At 52.1% G+C, this 20865-nt stretch carries 22 protein-coding genes; 12 read left to right on the top strand and 10 right to left on the bottom strand.

Features of this window, described 5'->3' with window-relative positions; genetic code table 11:
- From CIK99_RS12855 to CIK99_RS12840, 4 genes are all read right to left on the bottom strand, one after another.
- The coding region (locus CIK99_RS12855) for a tetratricopeptide repeat protein (protein ID WP_254047808.1) at positions 1–1867 on the bottom strand (1867 nt) is incomplete at its 3' end.
- 24 nt (positions 1868–1891) lie between these two features.
- Positions 1892–2455, bottom strand: coding sequence for a peptide deformylase (gene def / locus CIK99_RS12850; RefSeq protein ID WP_094381891.1), 564 nt, complete (start codon positions 2453–2455; stop codon positions 1892–1894).
- A gap of 38 nt (positions 2456–2493) precedes the next feature.
- Positions 2494–2913, bottom strand: a complete 420-nt coding sequence (gene ruvX / locus CIK99_RS12845; protein WP_094381890.1) for a Holliday junction resolvase RuvX — start codon at positions 2911–2913, stop codon at positions 2494–2496.
- A gap of 5 nt (positions 2914–2918) precedes the next feature.
- Positions 2919–3401 (bottom strand): SPOR domain-containing protein, encoded by a 483-nt coding sequence (locus CIK99_RS12840; RefSeq protein ID WP_094381889.1) that lies wholly within the window; start codon positions 3399–3401, stop codon positions 2919–2921.
- A 246-nt stretch (positions 3402–3647) separates the two neighbouring features.
- Here CIK99_RS12840 and CIK99_RS12835 point away from each other — a divergent pair, with 246 nt between their 5' ends.
- The 5 genes from CIK99_RS12835 (at position 3648) to CIK99_RS12815 (ending at position 7490) form a co-directional block, all read left to right on the top strand.
- Positions 3648–3860 carry a YtxH domain-containing protein gene (locus tag CIK99_RS12835; protein WP_094381888.1) on the top strand — a complete coding sequence of 71 codons (213 nt, stop codon included), beginning with the start codon at positions 3648–3650 and terminating at the stop codon, positions 3858–3860.
- Positions 3861–3870: 10 nt separating this feature from the next.
- Entirely contained in the window at positions 3871–4218 is a 348-nt protein-coding gene (locus CIK99_RS12830; RefSeq protein ID WP_094381887.1) for a phage holin family protein, read from the top strand.
- Between the two features lie 5 nt (positions 4219–4223).
- Positions 4224–4481, top strand: coding sequence for a hypothetical protein (locus tag CIK99_RS12825; protein ID WP_094381886.1), 258 nt, complete (start codon positions 4224–4226; stop codon positions 4479–4481).
- A 98-nt stretch (positions 4482–4579) separates the two neighbouring features.
- The gene (locus CIK99_RS12820) at positions 4580–6583 is read left to right on the top strand and encodes an alpha-L-arabinofuranosidase C-terminal domain-containing protein (protein WP_094381885.1); all 2004 of its coding nucleotides are present in this window, start codon (positions 4580–4582) and stop codon (positions 6581–6583) included.
- A gap of 184 nt (positions 6584–6767) precedes the next feature.
- Entirely contained in the window at positions 6768–7490 is a 723-nt protein-coding gene (locus CIK99_RS12815) for an HAD family phosphatase (RefSeq protein WP_094381884.1), read from the top strand.
- Between the two features lie 6 nt (positions 7491–7496).
- Here CIK99_RS12815 and tsaA read toward each other — a convergent pair whose 3' ends face one another.
- The 6 genes from tsaA to CIK99_RS12785 all read right to left on the bottom strand — a co-directional run bounded on the left by tsaA (position 7497) and on the right by CIK99_RS12785 (position 13517).
- The gene (gene tsaA / locus CIK99_RS12810; RefSeq protein ID WP_094381896.1) at positions 7497–8186 is read right to left on the bottom strand and encodes a tRNA (N6-threonylcarbamoyladenosine(37)-N6)-methyltransferase TrmO; all 690 of its coding nucleotides are present in this window, start codon (positions 8184–8186) and stop codon (positions 7497–7499) included.
- A complete protein-coding gene (locus CIK99_RS12805) occupies positions 8186–9550 on the bottom strand; it encodes a sodium:alanine symporter family protein (protein ID WP_094381883.1) in 1365 nt (454 codons plus the stop codon). Before CIK99_RS12805 ends, tsaA begins: the two co-directional genes overlap by 1 nt.
- 85 nt (positions 9551–9635) lie before the next feature.
- Positions 9636–10274, bottom strand: a complete 639-nt coding sequence (locus CIK99_RS12800; protein WP_094381882.1) for a DUF4230 domain-containing protein — start codon at positions 10272–10274, stop codon at positions 9636–9638.
- A gap of 6 nt (positions 10275–10280) precedes the next feature.
- Positions 10281–10943, bottom strand: a complete 663-nt coding sequence (locus CIK99_RS12795) for a DUF4230 domain-containing protein (RefSeq protein WP_094381881.1) — start codon at positions 10941–10943, stop codon at positions 10281–10283.
- 11 nt (positions 10944–10954) lie between these two features.
- Positions 10955–11953: a YqiA/YcfP family alpha/beta fold hydrolase gene (locus tag CIK99_RS12790; RefSeq protein ID WP_094381880.1), complete on the bottom strand. Its 999-nt coding sequence runs from the start codon at positions 11951–11953 to the stop codon at positions 10955–10957.
- 124 nt (positions 11954–12077) lie between these two features.
- Complete coding sequence (locus CIK99_RS12785) at positions 12078–13517, bottom strand: sodium:alanine symporter family protein (RefSeq protein ID WP_094381879.1); 1440 nt, start codon at positions 13515–13517, stop codon at positions 12078–12080.
- A gap of 172 nt (positions 13518–13689) precedes the next feature.
- Between CIK99_RS12785 and CIK99_RS12780 the strand changes: the two genes are divergently transcribed.
- The 7 genes from CIK99_RS12780 (at position 13690) to CIK99_RS12750 (ending at position 20683) form a co-directional block, all read left to right on the top strand.
- Positions 13690–14433, top strand: coding sequence for a GIN domain-containing protein (locus CIK99_RS12780; RefSeq protein WP_094381878.1), 744 nt, complete (start codon positions 13690–13692; stop codon positions 14431–14433).
- 186 nt (positions 14434–14619) lie between these two features.
- Positions 14620–15339 carry an NDP-sugar synthase gene (locus tag CIK99_RS12775; RefSeq protein ID WP_094381877.1) on the top strand — a complete coding sequence of 240 codons (720 nt, stop codon included), beginning with the start codon at positions 14620–14622 and terminating at the stop codon, positions 15337–15339.
- 16 nt (positions 15340–15355) lie between these two features.
- Positions 15356–16294, top strand: coding sequence for a CDP-alcohol phosphatidyltransferase family protein (locus CIK99_RS12770; RefSeq protein WP_094381876.1), 939 nt, complete (start codon positions 15356–15358; stop codon positions 16292–16294).
- Positions 16279–16926: a response regulator transcription factor gene (locus CIK99_RS12765; RefSeq protein ID WP_094381875.1), complete on the top strand. Its 648-nt coding sequence runs from the start codon at positions 16279–16281 to the stop codon at positions 16924–16926. Before CIK99_RS12770 ends, CIK99_RS12765 begins: the two co-directional genes overlap by 16 nt.
- Positions 16923–17882, top strand: coding sequence for a transporter (locus CIK99_RS12760; protein WP_094381874.1), 960 nt, complete (start codon positions 16923–16925; stop codon positions 17880–17882). The genes CIK99_RS12765 and CIK99_RS12760 overlap by 4 nt, the downstream gene beginning before the upstream one ends.
- Before the next feature lie 139 nt (positions 17883–18021).
- On the top strand, positions 18022–18312 hold the full coding sequence (locus tag CIK99_RS12755) for a hypothetical protein (RefSeq protein ID WP_094381873.1): 291 nt from the start codon (positions 18022–18024) through the stop codon (positions 18310–18312).
- 169 nt (positions 18313–18481) lie between these two features.
- Positions 18482–20683 carry an alpha-galactosidase gene (locus CIK99_RS12750; protein ID WP_094381872.1) on the top strand — a complete coding sequence of 734 codons (2202 nt, stop codon included), beginning with the start codon at positions 18482–18484 and terminating at the stop codon, positions 20681–20683.
- Positions 20684–20865 lie beyond the last annotated feature (182 nt).

Raw genomic sequence — 20865 nt, 5'->3', positions numbered from 1 at the left:
ATACAAGGCCGCGGTTGTAGTATGCTTCGGCGAGGTTGGCGTCGATGGCGATGGCCTTTGTGTAGTCGTCGATGGCGCGGCTGAGGTCGTCGCGTCGCGCGTGGGCGTTGGCGCGGTTGTAGTAGAGGTATGCGCTCTGCGGACAGATGTCGATGGCGCGGCAGAGGTCGTCGATGATGGTGACGAGCTTCATGTCGATGGCTTCGCTGCGCTTGGTGTCGCCCATCGACAGTATGTCTATCTGTTTCATCTTGCACACGGCGCGCTGCCAGTAGGGCAGGGCTGAGAGGCTGTCAATGGCGATGTATGAGGTGAGGTCTTCGATGGCGTCCTGGAGGTTTTGCACGGTGGAGTATGCCACTGCGCGGCGGAGCAGGATGGGCGCGGCTTTCTGTTCGGAGGTGGTGAGGGTGAGCTCGGCTGAGAGCGACGCTATGAGGTCGAAATAGGTGCGTGTGGCACGCTCGTCGAGTGCTGGTATGCTGGTAGTGATTGAGAGCGGTCGGCCGTCAGGAGTGCTGCTGTTGAAGAGGTCAACCATGCGGTCGTAAGGCACGTAGCTCTCCACGTCGCTCTTTTTCCGCTCGTAGGCCAGTTCGTACATTGGCATCTGGTCGATGTCGGTCTGTCGGTTTTGCACACGTCCGCGGTAGTCGTTTTTGTATTGGTGTTCCATCTCCTGTTCGTCGGCCACGGTGAGCTGGTTGTATTTCTCGAGGTCGATGTCGCTTTTCTTTCTCAGCTGGCTTTTGTTGAGTCGCGGCTGCTTGCCGTAGAGGCTCTTGTAGAGCTGTGCCTTATAGACGCGGAACTCGTCCATCTCGGCTTGTTTTGTCATGCCGAGACGGCGGTAGCAGCTGGCTCGGCTTTGCAGTCCTACCCAGAAGTTGGGGAACGTGTTGATGAGTTTCGAGTAGTCGCGTATGGCGCCTCTGAGGTCGCCTGTCTTGTCGAGCAGCAGTGCTCGGTTGTAGAGAGCCATGACGTTGTCGGGTTCGAGATGCAGCACGAAGTCGAAGTCGATGATGGCCTGGTTGTCGTCGCCCACTTGTGCTCTGAGCAGTCCGCGGTTGTAATGTCCGAGGAAGTTGTTTGGGTCGATGTCGAGAGCCATGTCGTAGTCGGCCATGGTGCCGCGGAGGTTGTTTTGGTTTACCCTTGCCAAGGCGCGGTTGAGGTAGTTGTTGACGTTTTTGGGTTGTAGATGTATGGCGCGGTCGAGTTCTTTTTCCGCGTCTTTCCATTTCTTTTTCGAGAGGTTGATCATGGCTAAGGCCTGCCATGTAGCGCTCTCGTAGGGGTCGATGTCGATGCTTTTGTTGAGCGACTTCACGGCGAGTGCGGTGTCTTTTTTGTGCATATACACCTCGGCCTGCATGGCATATCCCCGGGCGTATTTCTTCCATCTTGTCAGCATGGTGTCGAGCTCGGTGAGAGCGTGGTCGTAGTCTTTGTTTTGTATGCGGCAGAGCACGCGGTTGTGCCAGAGCGACTGGTTTTCGGGGTCGTACTTCAGTGCCTTGTCGTAGTCGTTGATGGCGTCGTCGTATTTCTTCTGTTGTATGCGTGCCAGTCCTCGGAGTTCGTAGATGTTTGTGATGAAGGGGTTGATGCTGATGGCCTGCGAGCAGTCAGCCTCCGCCCCTGTGAAGTCGTCGAGATTATATTTTGCCACTGCTCTGTAGAACCACGGTTCGTAGAGATAGGGCTTTGAGTTTATCGCCTGGTTGAAGTACTGCATGGAAAGGACATAGTCTTCAAAATACAATGCGTTGCGCCCGATGATGAGCAGTCGGTCGGTGTTATACTGTGCGAGTGCCGCCATGGAGCACAGTGATGCTATGAGTGTGAATACAGTCTTTTTCATGCGTAAAAAGTGGTGTGACATGTCTTATTTCCTTGGCAGCAGCTTTGTCTTGTAGCCGCAGCGGAAGCGTCCTTGCAGGAGGGCTTTGAGCTTGTTTTTGATGAGTTGCTTGCGCAGGGGCGAGATGCGGTCGATGAACATCTTTCCGTCGAGGTGGTCGAACTCGTGCTGCATGCAGCGTGCGAGGAATCCCTCCACCCACTCGTCGTGTGGCTGGAAGTCGGCGTCGAGATATTCCACCCTGATGCGTTTCGGTCGTGTCACCTTCTCGTGGATGGCTGGCAGCGAGAGGCATCCTTCCTCTTGCGAGTCGGTCTCGGTGTCGTCGTATTCCACGATATGTGGGTTGATGTAAGCCTTGCGGAAGTCGGCATATTCGGGCATGTCGTCTTTCAGCACGTCGAGGTCGATGACGACGAGTCTGATGTCGCGGCCTATCTGTGGCGCTGCCAGTCCCACGCCGTCAGCTTGTGTGAGGGTCTCAAACATGTCGGCGATGAGCTGTTTGAGTTCGGGATAGTCAGCCGTGATGTCCTGTGCTTCCTTGCGCAGTACGGGCTGTCCGTAAGTATAAATAGGTAAAATCATCGAGTTAAATGTTTTTTTCTGCTTGTTGTGTGTGTGAATTATGAGAATCTTTTCGAGTTCATGTAGTCCTGAAGGATGATCGTGGCGCTGATCTCATCGACGAGAGCCTTGTTCTGCCGCGCCTTTTTCTTCAGTCCGCCGTCGATCATGGCCTTGTGTGCCAATACCGACGTAAACCTCTCGTCGTAGTATTCCACCGGCATCGTGGGCATCATCTTCTTGAGTTGTGCCACGAAGGCCCTTACGCGCGGAAGGTTTTCGCTGGGCTGTCCGTTAGGTTGTTTTGGTTCGCCCACGACGATTGTCTCCACCTGTTCGCGTGTGGTGTAGTCTTTGATAAACGACAATAGTTCAGACGTAGCAACGGTCGCCAATCCCCCGGCGATAATCTTCAGGGGATCGGTGACCGCTATTCCACATCTCTTCTTGCCGTAATCGACAGCGAGTATTCTTGACATCTGTATTATTTAGCCAGCAACCAAGCGTCGGGATATTTAGCACGGAACTCGTTGCGGCTTCTGGCAGCCTCGCTCTTGCTGTCGAAGGTGGCAGCGATGACACGGTAGAGGTTGCGTGCCTCGTTCTTCACGATCTGGGCGTCGTAGCCAGCGTCCTTGAGCTGCTGCTGCAGTCCCTCGGCGTTAGCGCGTACAGAGAAGGCGCCAACAACGACGCTGAAATTCTTCAGTCCGGCACCGCTCACGAGCGAGTAGTCCTCCTGACGCACCTGCACGTTATCGACATTATCCACTACGCGTGTCTCGGTGACAGGCTTTGTCTCTACCGGAGCAACCACGTTGACAGGCTCCTGAGTCTGGGCTGGCTGAGCCTGTTCCTGGGCTTTAGCCTTCTCGTAAGCCTTCTTATAAGCGCTTTCGCTTGATTTACAACTTGTCATTGCCAATGCTGCGCAGAAACCTACGCACAATACAAAATACTTCTTCATATTTGCTTTGTTCTGTTATTTAATTAAACATGTTTTCATGTGATGTCGTCGTATGACCTTGCGAAGTTACGAAGATTTCGTGAAATACGAGCAAAAATGCTGCATAAAGTTTGTTAAATCGACAAAATCTTGTGTTTTTAACAAAAAATCACGCACAAAACTATTGATATTTCGATAAAAATGCCTACATTTGCCACATCATTCATAGTTATCAGGAATTAGAAACATTTTAAAAACAATTTTATCATGAAAAGTTTAGGTTACATCGGCGCATTCCTCGGAGGCGCCATCGCCGGAGCCGCCTTAGGCCTGCTCTTGGCACCAGAGAAGGGAAAAGATACCCGCACGAAAATCAGTGATACCGTTGACGACTTTCTCCGCAAGCACAATGTGAAACTCTCGCGCAAGGAGGTTGACACTCTCGTGGATGACATTCAAGAGGTAGCGCCAGCTGAGTAAGCACATGGCAATGTTTTCAAACGATAAAAATATCGAGACCATCGCCCAGCTGGTAGAGGCTCTCAAGGACTACGTCGAACTGCAGAAAGACTATCTGAAGCTCGACGTAGCTGAAAAGGCCGTACGCCTGCTCACCGCCGCCTCGCTGTTTGTTGTCAGCTTCCTCTTCGCCCTCGCCATCATGCTCTATGTGTCGTTTGCCGCCGTCTATTGGATGGCGCCACTCACTGGCACGGCAGAGGCTTTTGCCATCATGGGCGGAGCATACGCGCTGCTGCTCATCGTCATCTACCTTTTCCGCAAACCGCTCATCGAGCGACCACTCGTGAGATGCTTTGCCAATATACTACTTAGTTAAGAGCTATGACACAGACAACACCCATACGTAATCTCACCGACATACAACTGCGGAAAGAACAGCTGCGCACCACCATCGACCAGAGCGGCGAGAAGGTTGCCACGCTGTGGCACGACCTCACCACGGTAAAACCATCGGCCGACAAGGGCGAGATGGTGACGGGCATCATCAGCAAGGGCATCATGGCTTTCGACGTGGCTATGGTGGCCACGAAGCTCTACCGCCGCTATGGTTCGCTCTTCAAGAAGAAAAAGAGGTGGTAGGCACTGGCCCTAAAGGCTTATACTCAGTAGAAGAAAGAAAAAAGAGAAATACATGTCTAATTTTAACCCATCCAGACTAAAAACATATTTATAGAAAAATGAATAAACGTTATGTCTTCGGGGCCATGCTCTTGGCCTCAGTCATGGGCGTGTCTGCCCAGAAAAAGATGTCTGCCCCAGCAGGAGGCAAACAGATCAGTGACCAACTAATAGGTATCTTCTTTGAGGATATCAACAACTCTGCCGACGGCGGACTCAACGCACAGCTCGTGCAAAACGGTTCGTTCGAATACTCTCCGTCAGACCGCGACGGATGGGGACCAGGCACCGCATGGCGCACCATCCGCCCAGGACATTCGCTCGGATTCCTTGAGGCAAAACAACAAGAACCGCTCCATCCCAATAATCCTAACTACATGCGCCTGAACATAGAGCGTGTGGGACATTATTACGACTACACGGGATGGACAGGATTCGGAGTGCAGAACGACGGCTTTGACGCCATGACCGTAAAGGCAGGCGAGAAATACGACTTCTCTTTCTTTGCACGCAACATAAAGGGAGCCGACAAGGACGTACGCATCGTCATAGCCGAACCAACAGGCTGGGGCAAGGACCCTAACGTGCTCGGCGAGACAACCATCAAAGTGAGCGGAGGAGCATGGAAACAGTATTCTGCCACCATCACCGCAGGCAAAGACTGCAAGACCGCCGTACTACAGATACTCGCACTACAGACGGGAGTGATGGACATCGACCAGGTGTCGCTCATTCCACAAGACACATATCACGGACACGGCATTCGCCGCGACCTGGCCGAGACACTCGAAGCCATCCACCCACGCTTCATGCGCTTCCCAGGCGGATGTGTGGTACACGGCGGCGGCGACGGATTCTGGAACACATACCGCTGGAAACTAACCGTAGGACCAAAGCACCAGCGCAAGCAGCTGAAGAACACATGGGGCTACCACCAGTCGATGGAGATTGGCTACCACGAGTATTTCCAGCTCTGCGAAGACATGGGCATGGAACCGCTGCCAATCTTGCCTTGCGGCGTGAGCTGCCAAGGAACCAATGGCGGATGGGGAATGAAAGACCAGGCACAGGACACCATCGCCATGGCTGAGATGGACGAATGGGTGGACGAAGCCCTCGACCTCATTGAATGGGCTAACGGCGACGTCAACACAAAGTGGGGCAAGGTGCGTGCAGAGGCTGGCCATCCGGCTCCGTTCAACCTCAAGTATCTCGGCATCGGCAACGAGGAACGCATATCGCCCGAATTTGAGAAGCGTTTCAAGTATATCTACGAGCGCGTCACAAAGGCTCATCCAGAGATTATCATCGTTGGCACGGCCGGACCAGGCTCGCACAAAGGCAACCCCGACTACGACAACGGATGGCGCATAGCTGAGGAGCTGAACATGCCTATTCTCGACGAGCACTACTACGAGCCAAGAGAATACTTCCAGAAGTCGCGCCAGTATGACAGCTATCCACGCGACCGCAAGACAAAGGTCTATCTCGGCGAGTATGCCGCCAAGGACAAGAAACTCATCGACGCCCTCTCGGAGGCTCTCTACCTGCTGCACGTGGAGCGCAATGGCGACGTTGTCAGCATGACATCTTACGCTCCGCTCCTGGCACGCAAGAACGGCACACAGTGGAATCCTGACCTTATCTATTATGATAACGACCGCGTCTATCCTACATGCAGCTATTATGTACAGAAGATGTTTGGCGAGTCGGCCGGCAACTACTATTACGGCGACTGCGTGAAGATTGACAATCCCGACAAGTCGGAGGGCGACGGCATGCTACAGGAGCAGAGCGTGGTGCTCAACACCAAGACACGCGAACTCTTTGTCAAGGTCTGCAACGCCACTGCCAACACCAAGACGGCAAAGATCAACCTCTCGCGTTTCAAGGGCATGAAGCCTGTTGCCACCCAGGTGACACTCAGCGGACAGCCAGAGGACGAGAACAACTTCGACGCGCAGCCCATAGCGCCTGTGACAAAGCAAGTGAAAATAAAGAAGAACATGACACTCGAACTCGCACCTTATTCATTCACGATGTTTAAGATACAGTGCAAGTAAGGCTTGCAAACTAATTAAGACAATAACGGCTGTGAGAAGCATCTTTAGCTCTCACAGCCGTTTTTCTTGTATCGTCAGTGTTAAAAAAACAAAATTCAATACCGTTTTATGTCATATATTAGTACAAAAGGAAGAAATACCGCAAAAAATGACTACTTTTGCACAAAAATTCAGTTGAAAAGAGATGTACAAGACAGAAATTGACAATTATCTGAAGAAAACAGGATATCGGGAGTTTGTGCCAAAGGCTGCACTGTTTGATATGGACGGAGTGCTCTACAACTCTATGCCCAATCACGCTTACAGCTGGCATCACTCCATGAAGGCTTTCGGCATAGAGATGAGCGAAGCCGACGCCTATGCCCACGAGGGAATGAGAGGCGTGGAGACGATAAAAAAGATGGTGAAAGAACAGAAGGGAATAGACATCACTGACGAGGAATCGCAGATGATGTACGACGCCAAGAGCAATCTTTTTGCCACACGTCCCGAAGCGAAGATTATGGAAGGAGTGAAGGAACTGCAGAGAAAGATGAAGGCCGACGGACTGAAGATTGTCGTCGTGACGGGAAGCGGACAGCAGTCGCTACTCGACAAGCTGACAAAGGACTTTGAGGGACTGATAGAACCAGGAATGATAGTGTCGAGCCACGACGTGAAAAGAGGGAAACCCAATCCCGAACCCTATATCAAGGGACTTGCCAAGGCGGGAGTGAACCCATGGGAAGCCGTGGTGGTGGAGAATGCTCCACTCGGCGTCAGGGCTGCACAGGCTGCCGCGATATTCACCGTGGCGGTCAACACCGGTCCGCTGCCCAATAAGATTCTTGCCGACGAGGGAGCAGACTTGATATTCGACAAGATGACCGACTTCAGAGACTGCTGGCATCTGTTATCCCAACGATGACGGACTTCATTGGCCGCAGTCGTCTGTTATCCCAACGATCATAGCCGTGCGGCCGACGACCTTAAAGCGGATGTCGAGCTGCTTATAGGGCATGCCGTAGATGCGGTCGGGCGAGCGGTGGTATTGCGGACGAGGATCTTGCGACAGCAGTTGTTTGACTACGGCAAGATCAGCGGCTGAGAGCACCGACAAGTCAACATCAGGAGAGGCTTCGACATCGAGCACCGTCCACTGACAGGTATCGACAAAGCCCGCCTTGGCGTCGCCATGGCTGTCAAACTCAGGCAGATAAGGCTTGATGTCGTATATAGGAGTGCCGTCCATAAGGTCGGCGCCCGTCACCTCGATTACGGGGCCGTCGGGCGTGGCGAGTCTTACCGCCGCGACACGCACCGAGGAAAGACCGAGATTGTTTGGACGGAAGGGAGAGCGTGTGGCAAACACTCCCTGGCGCACGTTGCCGCCAAGGCGTGGCGGGCGCACGGTGGGATGCTTGTCGGCATCCACATTCTCCGAAAATCCCCATATCAGCCAGACGTAATCAAAGCCGTCGATGCCCCGAAGGGCTTCGGCTTCGCGATAGGCTGGAGTGAAGACTATCGTGCCCGGGAGCGTGTCGGCAAGTCCGCTCTGACGTGGTATTCCAAACTTTGACGTCAGTGGCGAGTGGAATATTGCTATCGGTTCGATTGTCATCATTCTTCGCTATATTCGCTATATTCGTCAAGACGATTTTGCCAAAGATATTTTTTTGTCTCCTTCACTAACACGCCGCTGAGCAGCAACAGGGCGACGAGGTTTGGTAAGGCCATCATCGCATTCATGCAGTCGGCAATGTTCCACACGAGCGTGAGGTTGATGATGCTGCCGATGAAGACTGAGCCGATATAGATGATGCGATAAGCAAGCATCGTGCTGCGACCGGCGAGATACTCCACGGCGCGCTCGCCATAATAACACCAGCCGACGGTGGTGCTGAAGGCAAAGGTCAACACGCCAAAGGCAAGCATCGGCGTGCCGATATATGGTATCTTGGAGAATGCCATCTTGGTGAGGGTGGCTCCGTGAGAATAGTCGATGTCGGGATAGGCGAGGATGCTCGACACGATGACAAGACCGGTCATGGCACAGATGACCACCGTGTCCCAGAAGGTGCCTGAAGATGACACAAGAGCCTGACGCACAGGGTTGCGCGTCTGTGCGGCGGCTGCCACAATAGGTGCCGAACCAAGACCCGACTCGTTGGAAAACAGTCCGCGGGCAATGCCGTAACGGGCGGCAAGCATCACGCCCGAGCCAACGAAACCTCCACCTGCCGCTTCGGGCGAGAATGCCGAGGTGGCGATGAGCTTCAGTGCGGGAATGATGAACGAGGCATTGAACACAAGGATCACCATGCAGCCGACGACATAGAGCAAGGCCATGAAAGGAACAAGGATTCCGCAGACGCGGGCGATGCTCTTCACACCACCGAACACCACGGCCGCAAGCAGCGAGCACACAACGCCGCCGGTAAGCCACTGCGGCACGCCGTAAGCCTCGAAGGTCATCACCGACATGGCGTTGGCCTGTACCGTGCTGCCAATGCCAAACGAGGCCATGGCCGTGAAGAAGGCGAAGAGGACGGCAAGCCATTTCCATCCTAATCCGCGTTCAAGGGCATACATCGGTCCACCGAGCACGCGGCCGTCAGAAGACTTCACCCTGTATTTGATGGCGAGCAGACCTTCAGAATATTTGGTGGCGATGCCGAAGACTCCCGTGAGCCAGCACCACAACACGGCGCCTGGACCGCCGAGCGAGACGGCCGTTGCCACGCCGATGATATTGCCTGTGCCGATGGTGGCGGCAAGGGCTGTGGCAAGAGAACCAAACTGCGAGACGTCGCCTTTCGCTTCGGGGTCGCGAGTGACCGACAGGCGGATGGCAGTGAAGATCTTGCGCTGAGGGAAGCGCAGACGGATGGTGAGAAAGAGATGGGTGCCGAGAAGCATGACCATCATTGGCCATCCCCAGAGAAGTGAACTGATGTCACCGAAAAACGCGTTAAGTTGTTCCATTAGCTATAGTATTCTTATTATTTTTGTGTTCTAATTATTCTTCACTTGTCATTTTTTCGCTTGTCATTTTTTTCACTTGTCTTTTTCACTTGTCTCTTTTTTCACTCTTTCCGGCAAACCGGATAGTGACGATGTTAAATCCCATGGCTTTCATCACGTTGCGCATCTGAAGGTCGGCATTGTTTTCGGCAATGCTGACGTTCTGTGCCGTCAGGCAGCGGCTGAGCATCTTGTCGTAAGCCTTGCGATAGAGGGCATTGCGCACGCTCTTGTCCCATCTGCCACTCTCGTAGAACGACTTGGTGCGCGCTTCGTCGATGAAGTCGTTGTCGAGCAAGCCGACGGGAGGCAAGGTGACGCTGATGGTGTCGCCATGAGCCTCTATCCATTGTGGACCAACGCGGTGCATGTCGATGCCGAGGCGCAGGGTGCCGTAGTAGATGCGCACGAGATGGTCGTCAGAGAAGATGCCTTTCCTGACGGTGTCAACCATCACCTCGTCGTTGACGGCAAGAAACTCCCACTGTCCGATAGCCTTTATGGCCTGTATCTGTTCGGGCGTGATGTCGATATTGTTGTCAGACACAATCTCCACCGAGGCTGTCTCGATAGTATTTCTTAGCCACGACAGCACGCTGAGGACAGCGATGATGCCGATGATGGTGAGAGAAATCTGCCACCACGACTTTTTCAGTATCTCGAGTAAAGTCTTTCGTATTTCCATTGTCTGTCAGTCTTTTACCATTTCCACCTGCCACCTGTAGTCTTTGCGGAAGGTGACGGTGATGTTCTCTTCTTTATATCCCATTTTCACCACCATAGGCACGATGACCTGTGCGGCATTCTGCTGTGCGGTATGCAGTATGCCGAGTTGTGGTATCGACTTTATCACGGCTTCCCGTCCCTGACGTTCGTAGTCGGTGAGTTCGGCGTCGGAGAATCGGCTGCGCGTGAAGTCAACATATTCGCGGATGTCGTCGTGGTTCACCTTGCTGCTGGTGAGCACGACATGTGGGTCGGGGAGGAAGACCTCTATCTTCTCGCCGCTGCGCACGACGTTTGCCTCCGAGAAGTCGGCAAAGTCGATATATGCCTTCAGCTTTACGTCGATGGGAATGGCTATCTTCCTGTCGCCGAGCGGCATCTTCACGTCGAAGTCGCGGTTGAAGATCTTTCCCTTCAGCCGTTTCTCGTCAGAGTGTGTGACGATTTTGTGGATGTCGTATTCGGCCGTGTAGAGCTTGGAGCAACGTTGCAGTTGCATGATGAACACTGCCGTGGTGTCGGCATCTGTCGTGACCGCGGTCTCCGTCTCGGTGGTGGAGTCGGACGAGCAAGCGGTGATGAGGGCCAGTGTAGCCGCTATTGTCGTTATGATGAAAAGATGTCTCATTCGTCGAAGATTTACTGTCCGCCGAGGCGTTCGAAGAAGGTGATGATCTCGTCCCATGTCTTAAACTCGTCGCTGCCAAGACGTATGTTTGTGCCCATGAAGGCGTCGTCGGCGGCGGTGGCAATCTTGTAGTCGCCATAGAGTAGGGCGCTGTTGTTGGCGTAGATGACACGGTTGTATGACGGTGCGCTGATGATGTCTTCTATCCAGTCGTGGTCGGCGCTTATCGCCTCCTTGTCGTTGGAGTCGGCTGGGCAGAGGAAATACACGCTATAGTGTTCGATGAGCATCTCGAAGGCCTTGTGCATGCTGGGGCGCTGCATGCCTTGGGGCGACCGCATGGCGTCGATGGTGATATAGACGACGGGTCGCTCGCGTCCTTCCTGCCGGTCGTCAATCCATCGTATCACGGGAATGAGATAGTGAATGGCTATCTTGTCTGACAGACGATGCTCGCCATGGAAGTGGATGGCCTGCGGATAATGGCTGCGATAGAGGTCGAAGGTGTGGACCAGCGGGTCTTTGTCGCCGAAGAGTCCCCACACGCGTTGTCTCTCCGCCTCGTCGTCTGCCTTTGTGAAACACTGTTGGGTGAGTTCGGCATACTGTTTGACGAGGGCTTTGGTGACGATAAACTCTTGCACGCCGTCTTGCCGAGGGTTTTGGTAAGTCTGCTTTCCCGTCATGCCGTGTTTCACCATCGTGTCGCCGATGTTGAAGGCTGGATTGATGATGATGCGGTCGAAGCCATATAGTTGTTCGGTCATCATTCCTCCTGCCGACGTGCCTATGATGAGGTCTGGCTTCAGTTCGTCGCATTTGGCATGAAGGAAGCTGATTGCCTCCTGCGGGTCGAGTGGTATGTCGTATGCCACCACGTCGGTGTTTGGCAGCAGCTGTCTTAGCAGCGCCACGGTGCCCGACTGTGCCGACGAGGCGAATCCGTGCACATACATTACTCTTTTGTTTTCCATCAGCGATGGATATTTGATTTGAAATTGCTGTTCCATTGTTTTGTTTTTTATTTTCTGTTTTGTCAAACTCCTTTCCTCCTTTTTTCGCTTCGCTCAAGGAAACTTCTTCTTTTTTTCGCTTCGCTCAAGGAAACTTCTTCTTTAACTTCCTGCAAATGAACTATTCCCAACACTCGATGTCCTTCTCTGTATCAGTCATCATCGAGCGTCTAAACTGCGGATCGCGGTGCTGGCGTCGTTGCTCAATGTAGTTGTCGAGAAGCTGAAAGACCTTTGGCGAGAGTTGGATGATGGCGATGAGATTGACCAGAGTCATTATGCCCATACATATATCCACCATGCTCCAAGCCGTCTGCAAGGTGACCAGTCCGCCTGCCATTACTGTTATTCCCGTTATCAGACGGAAGATGTTGATAGACGTCTTGCCGTCGGTGATAAACCTTATGTTGGTCTCGCCATAGAAATAGTTGGCGATGATCGTGCTGTAGGCAAAGAGGAAGATGGCGGCGGTGATGAACAAGCCTCCAGCCTTTCCCACGTGGGCTTCAAGGGCATACTTCGTGAGGATGATGCCGTCGCGTCCGCTGTCGTAGAGCCCGGAAAGGAGGATGATGAAGGCGGTGCAGCTACAGATGACGATGGTGTCGGAGAACACGCCGAGAGCCTGTAGCAGTCCTTGTTTCACGGGATGTGACGTGTGGGCGATGGCAGCCGCGTTAGGTGCCGAGCCTTCTCCTGCCTCGTTGCTGAACAGACCGCGTTTCACGCCTTGCATCATCGCCACTCCTATCATGCCGCCCGCCGCCTGTTCGATACCGAAGGCGCTCTTCACAATGAGGGCTATCATCGACGGGATCTCGGTGATGTTTATCGCCAACACCACTGTCGAGAGCAAGATATAGCCTGCGGCCATAAACGGCACCACGATGCCTGAAAAGTTGGAGATGCGCGTCACGCCACCGAAGATGATGGCCAGCGTGGCCGCCGTGAGACCAGCGCCTATCCATGCGCGGCTGATGCCCGAGGCGTCGGAGAGAGCGTCGCAGAGCGTGTTGCTCTGCACCACTTGGTTGGCCATGCCGAAGGTGATGGTGATGAGCACGGCAAAGAGTATTCCCATCCATCGTCTGTGGAGTCCGTACTGCATGTAATATGCCGGACCGCCGTAGAACGACTCCTTGCCGCGCCGCTTGTAGAGCTGTGCGAGTGTCGATTCCACAAATGCCGTAGCAGCGCCGAGAAGAGCCATGACCCACATCCAAAATACCGCTCCCGGACCGCCGACGAATATCGCCGAGGCTACTCCGGCGAGGTTGCCCGTCCCGACGCGGCTCGACAGCGACACGGAGAATGCCCTGAACGAACCTATCTTCTTCGTGCGGTCGGCATCGTCGGCAGAGGCCGTCGCCGAGCTGTCTTCCACCTTACTTATATATATAGGGCGTCCTGTGATAATCTTCACCATGTCGCCAAGCAGTCGGAACTGCACGCCCTTTGACCTCACGGTGAAATATACGGCACAACCAACGAGCATCACCACTACCACATAGGTCCAGAGATAGTCGTTGATGGCATCCAAAAGCTGAATTATCGATAGCATTGTAGTCATTGTCTTTTCTGTTTATGATGCAAAAGTATTAAATATTAGTCAAATAACGGCAAAAAAAGATGTTTTTTTGAAAAAAAAGTGTGATAAGTGAAACTTTTTGCCGCATAGCAACGTCAAACAGACAAAATAAACAACATAATTGATAATAGAAAGGATTATAAAAATGAAAAAGTTATTTATGTTTATCGCTGCCGTGTTGGCGCTCGTGTCGTGTTCGTCGGTGACATCAAACAAGGAGGACATCATGGTACAGGAAGACCGGAAGGTGGGCAAGTTTACAAGTATAGCCATACAAGGCTCGCCGACAGTGATCTATCGACAGGGCAACACCTGCACCGTGAAGGTGAGGGCAAACAAGTCGGTGATAAAAGACATAAAGACGACAATCGACAAGGGTTGTCTCAACGTGTCGATGAAGGGTAATGGCGGCTTCTTCGTCTTTAGCAAGGAAAAACCGATTACCATTTATGTCACTTCGCCTGACCTTATCGGCGTGGAGATTGCTGGCTCGGGCGACTTCAAGAGCGAGATGCCGCTCGACACCGACAACATTCGACTCGTGGTGCGCGGCTCGGGCGACATCGACTTCGACGGGAAGATACTTTGCGACAATGCGAAGATGGAAGTGACTGGCTCGGGCGACATCGATGTGAAAGACATTGAGGCTCTTACTACCGATATCTCTGTGATTGGATCGGGTGAGATAGACGTCAACCAGCAGAAGGTGATCAACACCGACGTAAGGCTGACAGGCTCGGGCGACATTACTATCAAGTGCGAGAGTTGCGGAAACATCAATTCCAACCTTACCGGCTCGGGCGATATCAGCATCTACGGCTCGGTCAACAACATCAGCAAGCAGAAGGCTGGCTCTGGCGACTATAACATCAACGTGACAAAGAAATAACATCTTTTATAGGTCTAAAGCAGCATCTTTTATAGGTTTAATGCATGTTTTTTTAAGGATTAAAGCAATTTTTTTTAAGGATTAAGGCAAGTTTTTATAGGTTTATCGCAAGTTTTTAGGATAGTATTCGTCATTCTACATTCTTTTTTGTAATTTTGCACCCCAATATACAAATTAGAATGTAGAATGAAATATGCTGTAATAGCCGCTGGCGAGGGCAGCCGATTGGCTGCGGAAGGTATTGACTCGCCAAAACCATTGGTTAGGGTAGCTGGTGAAATGCTCATCGACCGCCTAATCAGAGTCTTTATGGACAACGATGCAGAAGAGATAGTCGTAATCTGCAACGACCTTACAACACAGGTGAGCCACCACCTGCTCGACATACAACAAAACGGACTGAAAGGCCGACCGGTGCCTCTGCGCTTCGTGGTAAAGAGCACTCCATCGTCGATGCATAGCTTTTATGAAATCAGCCGCTATCTGACCGACGGACCGTTCTGTCTCACCACCGTTGACACCATCTTCCGCCCAGAGGAGTTTAAAGAGTATGTCAGCGCACTGAAGGAAAGCGTGGAAAAGGGCATCGACGGACTGATGGGCGTCACTGACTATATCGACGACGAGAAACCACTCTATGTAGATGTGGATGAAAGCAACAACGACATAAAGGCGTTTCTCGACAAGAGCGACACATGCCGCTTTATCTCGGGCGGAATATATGGACTTACTCCACGTGCCATCGACACCCTCACGGCTTGCATTGAGCGGGGCGACAGCCGCATGCGCAACTTCCAGCGGGCACTCGTCGCCGACGGACTCTCGCTCAAGGCATTCAACTTCTCCAAAGTGCTCGATATCGACCATGCGTCGGACATAAAAAAGGCAGAGGATTTTCTAAAATAATCATATCTCTTCACTTATGGCAACAAAATTTTCAGAACTTCTCAAGGCTTCGATGAAGTCGGAGGATACAGAAGAATGGATTGACATCTATTTCACACGACCTATAGGATTGGCTTTCGCCCTGATGTGGAAGGCATTGGGAGTCCATCCTAACGCCATCACCATCCTCTCCATCTTCCTCGGACTGGGAGCGGGATATATGTTCTATTTCCCCGACATCGAACACAATATCTGGGGCGTGGTGCTGCTGATGTTCGCTAACTTCTGCGACTCCACAGACGGACAGCTTGCACGACTGACAGGACAGAAGACACTCGTAGGACGTATGCTCGACGGATTCTCGGGCGACGTGTGGTTCTTCGCCATATATCTCGCCATCGCATTGCGACTCATGGACGAGCCGCTGCCTTTCCTCGACAACATCACGTGGGGCTATTGGGGATTCGTACTCTGTGTCGTGGCTGGCTTCCTGTGCCACTCGCCACAGTCGTCGCTCTCTGACTATTACCGACAGATTCACCTCTTCTTCCTACTTGGCAAGAAAGGTAGCGAACTCGACGACTACGAGAGCCAACGCGCCATTTACGACAAGATGCCATGGAAAGGCAACTTCTGGGCGAAAATGTTCTACTACAATTACGCCAACTACTGCCGTAGCCAGGAGAAACGAACACCCGAGTTCCAGGCTCTCTACAAGGTGATAAGACTGCGCTGGCCTAACACGGAAGACATACCGCAGACCTTGCGCGACGAGTTCCGCCACAACTCGCTGCCGCTGATGAAATTCACCAACCAACTCACGTTCAATCAGCGTGCCATCATGATCTACGTGTTCTGCCTTGCCGGAGTGCCTTATCTTTATCCAATAATAGAAATTACCGTGTTCTCGGCCATCTACTCATATATGCACCGCACACACGAAAATTTCTGTAAGCAACTATGTGGATCGCTTTAGCTGATAAACAGGATATTACACGAGCCGGCATGCAGCATGTGCTGGGTTCGTATGGAGATGTCAACATGCGTCAGACCGACGACAAGTATGAACTCATCGAGATGCTGAGCCAGCATCCAGATGCACTCTGTATCATCGACTATACGCTCTTTGACATCAACGACATCGAGGAGATGCAGATCCTGCACGACCGTTTCCCCGATGCAGCTTGGATCATGTTCAGTGTCGATCTGACTATCGACTTCGTGCGACGCATCATGGCTATGGGGCAAAACTGTTCGGTTCTGCTGAAGGAGTCGCCGATGCACGAGATACGCGAATGTATCGACTACGCTATACGCCGCCGACGCTACGTCTGCCAACGCATGACTGAGATGCTGCTCGTTCCGGCAGACACGCATGCGGCTGATGCCGACGAGGTGAAACTCACTCGCACCGAGACTGAGATACTGAAGGACATCGCCCTCGGCATGACCACAAAGGAGATTGCCGACAAGCGCTTCTCCAGCTTCCATACTGTAAACACTCACCGGAAAAATATCTTCCGCAAACTGGGCGTGAACAACGTCCACGAGGCAACAAAATATGCCCTTCGGGCTGGATTGATAGATTCGGCGGAATATTATATATAAAGATGATAAGATTCTTCAAGCGTTTCTCACTGCCCGTATCGCTCTTTGTCGGCGTGGTGGCGTATCTGCTCTTTTCACGCATCGAGCAGCTGCAGCCTATTGGCAACGTGGCGGGACCGCTGTGTCTTGACGTGATGCCCGTCATTCTGTTCACCATCCTCTATGTCACCTTCTGTAAGATACAGATCAAGGAACTCAGACCGCGGGTGTGGCATTTCAAGTTGCAGGGCATAAGGATTGCCTTGTCGGCACTCTTCGTCTGGCTGATAACGTTGACTACTGATGCCGACATGAAACTCATCCTCGAGGGCGTGTTTATCTGCATCATCTGTCCTACAGCAGCAGCCGCTCCGGTCGTCACCGAGAAACTGGGAGGCAGCATCGCCTCGCTCACCATCTATACCATCATTGCCAACGTGGTGACATCGGTCATCATTCCGCTGTTCTTCCCAATGGTGGAGAAAGAGGCCGACATCACTTTCCTCTCTGCCATGCTCATGGTGCTGAGAAATGTAACCGTCGTGCTCGTCGTGCCTCTCGCACTTGCACTCACCAGCAGAAAGATCATTCCGGCTTTTACCGACTGGCTACGCTCCAAACGCGACCTCGCCTTCTATCTCTGGTGCATCAACCTCGCCATTGTCTCGGGTGTCACCGTGCGCAATATCCTCGCCTCCACGGTGTCGGGAATGACGCTCGTGTGGCTGCTCTTACTCCCCTTGGCTGTGTGCGTGTCGCTATTCGCCATCGGCAAGGCCGTCGGCCGACCTTACGGCGAGAGCATCAGCGCCGGACAAGCATTAGGTCAGAAAAACACCGTCGTCGGCATCTGGCTTACCATCTCGTTCCTCAATCCGTTAGCTGCCGTAGCTCCCGGAGCCTATGTGCTGTGGCAGAACATGGTCAACGCATGGCAGTTGTGGTATAAGGAAAAGTATGGCAAATTGAAATGGTGAAAACTTAAAAAATCTTTTTGCTTACAAAATATCACAAAAAAAGCATTGCCGATATCAGATTATTTCGTATCTTTGCGCCGTAAAGCCGCAGGAATGTGGGCTTTGACAAGTTTTGTATAACAATAATATAGGAAAGAGAATGAAAAAGTACATCTTAATGTTTGCCATACTGATGATGTCGGTAGTGGCTTTCGCACAGGACAAGAAGACCTGTCCAAAACAGAAACAGGAGTGTAAGAAAGAATGTTGCCAAAAGGCTGCTGACGGCTGCAAGAAGGCTTGTGATAAGAAGCAAGGCGAATGCAAGAAGCAAGGCGAGTGCAAGAAGCAAGGCGAGTGCAAGAAGCAGGCTGGCAACAAGAAGGTTTGCGCCAAGAAGCAGGTTTGCGACAAGGCTGAAAGTCAGGATTGCTGCAAGAAAGCTAAGTAAAAATTGAAATTGCGAGATAACGACCGCACGATAACGTCTTGAAAAAAAGGCGTTTCGTGCGGTCTTTGCTTGATAATACTAACACCTGCTAAAAAAGTATCATAATGTTTTACACTTTTGCACTAACTTTGCATCCGAAAACATTTACATAACCTAAATAAAAGTATTTATGAATAGGAAAAAACTAACAACATTCATCGCGTGTTGCCTCGCTTCGTTAGGCATGCAAGCAGAAAACATCAACATCTCCACGCCACGCACCTCGCTCGTCGTGGATGCCACAAACGGTCAGGATCTAAAGTTCGTATATTACGGAACACGACTCTCTGCCGCCGACCTTCAGACGGCTATCGACGTAGAAAGTCATAGCTACAGCGCTTATCCAGCATACGGATATAACTGCGCAGCCGAACCGTGTCTCGCCGTGCGACATGCAGACGGCGACATGACTCTGCAGCTGCAGGTCACCGGCACCGAGACCAGACAGGAGGCTAACGCTACTGTCAACGTGGTGAAGATGAAAGACAAGAAGATGCCTTTCTTTGTCAATGTTTGCTATCGTACATACAATGATGTCGATGTGATCGAGACTTGGACTGAGATAAGCCATGCAGAGAAGAAAACCGTCACTCTCTTCCGCTACGACTCGGGCTGCCTGCCCATAAGACGAGGCAACGTATGGGTGTCGCATCTCTACGGCTCGTGGGCCAACGAAGGCAGGGTGAGCGAAGAACCGCTGAAGCCAGGTATGCTCGTGATAGAGAATAAAGACGGCATTCGCAATTCGCATACCTCACACGGCGAAGTGATGTTCTCGCTCGACGGCAAGGGACGTGAGAACGATGGCGACGTCATCGGAGCTGCCATCTGCTACACCGGCAACTACAAGCTCCGCGTAAACACTCACGACGACGAGAGCCATCTCTTCTTCGCAGGTATCAACGAGGAAGCATCGGAATATCATCTCAAGCGTGGCGAGACATTCACTACTCCAGTACTCGCCCTCACCTTTAGCCGGGAAGGCATGAGCGGCGTGAGCCGAAACTTCCACCGCTGGGGACGTAACTATCAGCTCGCACACGGAAACAAGGTGAGAGACATTCTGCTCAACTCGTGGGAAGGCGTATATTTCGACATCAACGAGGAGGGAATGGACCAGATGATGGCTGACATCGCATCGATGGGAGGCGAACTCTTTGTGATGGACGACGGATGGTTTGGAGAGAAATATCCACGACTCACCGACAACTCTTCGCTCGGCGACTGGAAAGTGGATCCCAACAAGCTGCCTAACGGCATCGGCGGACTTCTCGACGACGCCAAGAAACACGGCATAAAGTTCGGCATCTGGCTCGAACCTGAGATGACAAACAATCCAAGCGAACTCTACGAACAACATCCCGACTGGGTGATAAAAGCTCCCGGACGTGACCTACTCTACGGTCGTGGCGGCACTCAGCTCGTGCTCGACATGAGCAACCCGAAGGTGCAGGACTTTGTCTATGACGTCATCGACGGCATGATGACAAAATATCCTGCAATACATTATATCAAGTGGGACTCAAACATGAACTTCGCCAACCACGGATCACAGTATCTCTCTGCCGACGACCAAAGCCACATGCTCATAGAGTATCACCGCGGACTGGTGAAGACCTTGAAGCGCATTCGTGCAAAATATCCTGACCTCGTCATCCAAAACTGTGCCAGCGGAGGCGGACGTGCCAACTGGGGCTATATGCCATACTTCGACGAGTTCTGGGTGAGCGACAATACCGACGCCTTGCAGCGCATCTACATGCAGTGGGGCACTTCTTATTTCTTCCCAGCTCAGACCATGGCATCGCACATCAGCGCTGCTCCCAACCATCAGACCCAGCGCGTCGTGCCTCTTAAGTATCGTATCGACGTTGCCATGAGCGGACGTCTCGGCATGGAGATTCAGCCTAAGAACATGACAGCCGACGAAAAGGAACTCTGCCGCAAAGCTATCAACGAGTACAAGCAGATTCGACCAGTGGTACAACTCGGTAATATCTACCGCCTCCTCTCGCCATACGACAATCTCGGAGTGGCTTCGATGATGTATATCGACGATGCAAAAGACAAGGCCGTCTTCTACTGGTGGAAGACAGAGACCTTCGTCAACCAGCATCTGCCAAGAGTGAAGATGGCTGGTCTTGATCCTACCAAGCGTTACCGCGTGCGTGAGCTGAACCGCATCGACAAGACTCCACTCAAGTTTGAGGGCAAGTCTTTCTCCGGAGAATATCTCATGGCCAACGGACTTGAAATTCCTTACACTCACAACCTCGATTGGGGCAAGCAGATTGACTATTCAAGTCGTGTGCTTTACCTCGAGGCAGAGTAACACTATTCAAGTCGTGTGCTTTACCTTGAAGCTTAATAACACAATAAAGCCCTATCCAGTTCTCATACGGATAGGGCTTTTCTATTATCACAATCATTCTACATTCTATCATCACAACTTTTCCACACTCTATTACCACTATCTTACCATAACAATGAAAGCGGTTTTACACGAGTGTAACT

This window comes from Prevotella sp. P5-92 (assembly GCF_002251245.1).
Classification (GTDB): Bacteria; Bacteroidota; Bacteroidia; order Bacteroidales; family Bacteroidaceae; genus Prevotella.
Note: the sequence above shows the minus strand (reverse complement) of the source record. Positions and strands in the feature narration are given on the sequence as shown.

Bases quoted from the DNA above. Each gene is read 5' to 3' on its own strand.
- CIK99_RS12795 (WP_094381881.1), bottom strand. From the start codon at position 10,943: ATGAGACATCTTTTCATCATAACGACAATAGCGGCTACACTGGCCCTC.
- ruvX (WP_094381890.1), bottom strand. From the start codon at position 2,913: ATGTCAAGAATACTCGCTGTCGATTACGGCAAGAAGAGATGTGGAATA.
- CIK99_RS12800 (WP_094381882.1), bottom strand. From the start codon at position 10,274: ATGGAAATACGAAAGACTTTACTCGAGATACTGAAAAAGTCGTGGTGG.
- CIK99_RS12825 (WP_094381886.1), top strand. From the start codon at position 4,224: ATGACACAGACAACACCCATACGTAATCTCACCGACATACAACTGCGG.
- CIK99_RS12785 (WP_094381879.1), bottom strand. From the start codon at position 13,517: ATGCTATCGATAATTCAGCTTTTGGATGCCATCAACGACTATCTCTGG.
- CIK99_RS12820 (WP_094381885.1), top strand. From the start codon at position 4,580: ATGAATAAACGTTATGTCTTCGGGGCCATGCTCTTGGCCTCAGTCATG.
- CIK99_RS12815 (WP_094381884.1), top strand. From the start codon at position 6,768: ATGTACAAGACAGAAATTGACAATTATCTGAAGAAAACAGGATATCGG.
- CIK99_RS12835 (WP_094381888.1), top strand. From the start codon at position 3,648: ATGAAAAGTTTAGGTTACATCGGCGCATTCCTCGGAGGCGCCATCGCC.
- CIK99_RS12830 (WP_094381887.1), top strand. From the start codon at position 3,871: ATGTTTTCAAACGATAAAAATATCGAGACCATCGCCCAGCTGGTAGAG.
- CIK99_RS12750 (WP_094381872.1), top strand. From the start codon at position 18,482: ATGAATAGGAAAAAACTAACAACATTCATCGCGTGTTGCCTCGCTTCG.
- CIK99_RS12775 (WP_094381877.1), top strand. From the start codon at position 14,620: ATGAAATATGCTGTAATAGCCGCTGGCGAGGGCAGCCGATTGGCTGCG.
- CIK99_RS12805 (WP_094381883.1), bottom strand. From the start codon at position 9,550: ATGGAACAACTTAACGCGTTTTTCGGTGACATCAGTTCACTTCTCTGG.
- def (WP_094381891.1), bottom strand. From the start codon at position 2,455: ATGATTTTACCTATTTATACTTACGGACAGCCCGTACTGCGCAAGGAA.
- CIK99_RS12780 (WP_094381878.1), top strand. From the start codon at position 13,690: ATGAAAAAGTTATTTATGTTTATCGCTGCCGTGTTGGCGCTCGTGTCG.
- CIK99_RS12755 (WP_094381873.1), top strand. From the start codon at position 18,022: ATGAAAAAGTACATCTTAATGTTTGCCATACTGATGATGTCGGTAGTG.
- CIK99_RS12770 (WP_094381876.1), top strand. From the start codon at position 15,356: ATGGCAACAAAATTTTCAGAACTTCTCAAGGCTTCGATGAAGTCGGAG.
- CIK99_RS12790 (WP_094381880.1), bottom strand. From the start codon at position 11,953: ATGGAACAGCAATTTCAAATCAAATATCCATCGCTGATGGAAAACAAA.
- CIK99_RS12765 (WP_094381875.1), top strand. From the start codon at position 16,279: ATGTGGATCGCTTTAGCTGATAAACAGGATATTACACGAGCCGGCATG.
- tsaA (WP_094381896.1), bottom strand. From the start codon at position 8,186: ATGACAATCGAACCGATAGCAATATTCCACTCGCCACTGACGTCAAAG.
- CIK99_RS12840 (WP_094381889.1), bottom strand. From the start codon at position 3,401: ATGAAGAAGTATTTTGTATTGTGCGTAGGTTTCTGCGCAGCATTGGCA.